We start from the raw sequence: 3257 nt of genomic DNA, 5'->3' as shown, positions 1-3257 counted from the left end.
TTTGAGAATACAACTGGACCTAACCTACCATCACCTACAACACCAACTCCATGGACGCTTGGAACAGGAATATCAGGAAATCAATGGACGGTTTTTGATAACGGTGTTGGTTTAGGTCAACGATGGGAAATCAACAATGTTGTTGCAACACCTCCATTAGTTAAATCAGGTTTAAATGCTGCCTACATCAATAGAGAAAATATTGGAATTGGAAATACCTCCGAAGATTATTTAGCTACTCCATTAGTTTCAATTCCGCCAAATCCTGTTCTAAGATTTTCAAGTAGAACATTTACACTAGGAAATCAAGGAACAATTTATCAAGTAAAATTATGTCCTGGTACATTAAACCCATCAATTCCTGCAAATTATACTACACTTCTTGCAGAATATAATGAAAACCAACTTTCTAGCACTTTTAATATATATGAAGAAAAAATTTTATCTCTTCCTTCTTCATTAGTTGGAACACAAGTATATATAGCTTTTGTTAGAAAACATACACAAACAACTCCATCACTTGAAGGTGATAGATGGCTACTCGATAACGTTAATATAGAATCTACTTCTTGCGCCACACCAACAACTTTAGATACCACTGGAATTGGAGCAAATAGCGCAACACTAAATTGGACAAATCCAAATGGAGCGACATCTTGGGAAATAGAAGTTATACCATCAGGATCAACTCCAACAGGAACAGGAGTGATTTATAATGGCAGTTTACCGTATGTAATTTCAGGTTTATCATCAAACACATCTTATAAATATTATGTTAGAGAGATTTGCTCTACAACAACCTCAAGTAATTGGGCTTTATCCTCAATTTTTACAACATCAACGTGTTCAGTTCCTACTTCCATTACTACAAATGGTATTAGTCCAACAAGTGCAATTTTAACTTGGGCTGTTGGTTCTGCTACTCAATGGGAAGTAATTGTTTCATTGGCTACTGAAACAGTACCTACAAGTACTTCAGTTGGAACAATAGTAAATGAAAATACCTATACTGCATCTGGATTAACAACTGGAACTGCATATAAATTTTATGTAAGAGCAATTTGTGGTGTTGATTTTATAAGTAACTGGTCAATAGGTTATACATTTACTCCATATTCATCTTTACCACCATTAGTGACTAATACAACAACTTACACAAATGAACAATTAGTTACAAATGTTTTAGTAAACAATCCTTGCATATCAATTTCAAATGTTACCTCAAGTACGGGTACAAATTTTGGTTCAACCAATGGTATTGGATATTTTACAAATACAAATCCAACTTTCCCTTTAGCTTCAGGTATTGTTCTCTCTACTGGTAACGTAAATAACATTCCTGGTCCAAATTCATCTATTTTAAGTAATGGTGCAAGTTCTTGGGCAGGTGACGCACAACTTGACAACATCATTACAACTGCTACAGGAACTGCAATGAACTCATTGAACGCAACTAAACTTGAATTTGATTTTACAAGTTTGAATGAATTTATGAGTTTTGATTTCTTATTTGCATCAGAGGAATATGGCACGTTCCAATGCTCTTATTCAGATGCTTTTGCATTTCTTTTAACCGATTTAGAATCTGGAATTACAACAAATTTAGCAGTAGTTCCTGGAACAACAACGCCAATATCTGTTGTGACAATTAGAGATACTGAATTTAATACAGGATGTTCATCTGTTAATGCAGATTTCTTTGACACTTATTTTAATGGTGCAAATATTTATTCATCAGCAACAAATTTCAATGGACAAACTACTGAAATGACAGCTTCATCTGCAATCATTCCTAATCATCCTTATCACATTAAATTAGTTGTTGCTGACAGAAGTGATGCTGCTTTTGATTCTGCTGTATTCATTAAAGCTGGAAGTTTTACATCTGGTCCACCTGAATGTTCTGACAAAATTAATTTAGTAGCTTTTGTTGATACAAATAGTAATGGAATTCAAGATAGTGGTGAAGTTAATTTTACTTATGGTTCATTTGTCTATCAACAAAATAATACTGGTGACATTAGTAATATTTCATCACCTTTTGGTACCTATACAATTTATGATTCAAATTCAACAAATACTTATGATTTTAGTTATGTATTAAATGCTGAATATGCACCATATTATTCTGTTGGAACTACAAATTATAATGATGTTAACATTGCATTAGGTAGTGGAACACAAACATTATATTTCCCAATAACATTAGTAAATGGATATAATGATGTGGCTGTTTCAATCGTTCCTACTTCTGCCCCAAGACCAGGTTTTAACTATACTAATAAAATTGTATATAAAAATTTAGGTATTGCAACAACAAACGGGCAAATTTCATTTACTAAAGATGCGGATGTAACAATAACATCTGTATCACAACCAGGAATTATCAACAATGCAACAGGTTTTACTTATGATTTTACAAATTTAACTCCATATGAAACTCGATTTATTAATGTAACGATGAGTGTTCCTGCAATTCCTGTAGTGAATTTGGGCGATGTTTTAACAAATAACGTAACAGTTTCTGCTCCATCTGGAGATATTAACTTATCCAACAATGCTTTTTCAAATTCTCAAATTGTAGTAGCTTCTTATGATCCAAATGACAAAATGGAATCGCATGGAGATAAAATACAGTTTAATCAATTTGCTTCAAATGATTATTTATATTACACCATTCGATTCCAAAATGAAGGAACTGCAAATGCAATAACTGTTAGAATTGAAGATTTATTAGATTCAAGATTAGACGAAACTAGTATTCAAATGGTTAATGCTAGTCATGATTATATTATGGAAAGAGTAAATAATCAAATCATTTGGAAATTTGATTACATCAATTTGCCTCCAGCTCTTTCAAATGAAGAATTGAGCAAAGGTTATGTTTTCTTCAAAATAAAACTAAAACCTGGATTTGCTGTTGGAGATATTGTTCCAAACACCGCAAATATCTTCTTTGATACCAATCCTGCTATTGTTACCAATACTTTCAACACAGAATTTGTTGCCGCTTTGGGTAATTTAGCTTTTGATTCCGGAAGTTTTATGATGGTTCCAAATCCAGCATCTGATTTTGTTCAAATTTATTTACAAAATAATTCAGAAAGTATTAAATCAATTCTAATTCATGATGTTTTAGGAAAAACAATTAAAATGATTGATGAAGTAAATTCAAATCAAACACAAATAAACACATCTGAACTTTCTCAAGGTGTTTATATGATTGAAATCACAACCAATGGCGGATTAAAACAAGT

At 32.2% G+C, this 3257-nt stretch carries 1 protein-coding gene; it reads left to right on the top strand.

Annotation, left to right across the window (positions count from 1 at the left end; all coding sequences use genetic code 11):
* A partial coding sequence (locus Q0049_RS02455; RefSeq protein ID WP_298116190.1) for a choice-of-anchor L domain-containing protein occupies positions 1-3257 on the top strand: 3257 nt, incomplete at both ends.

Origin of the sequence: Flavobacterium sp., from assembly GCF_027484205.1 — a bacterium.
In the GTDB taxonomy this organism is placed as follows: domain Bacteria; phylum Bacteroidota; class Bacteroidia; order Flavobacteriales; family Flavobacteriaceae; genus Flavobacterium.
The sequence above is the reverse complement of the archived record's forward strand: the minus strand, read 5'-3'. Positions and strand labels throughout refer to the sequence as shown.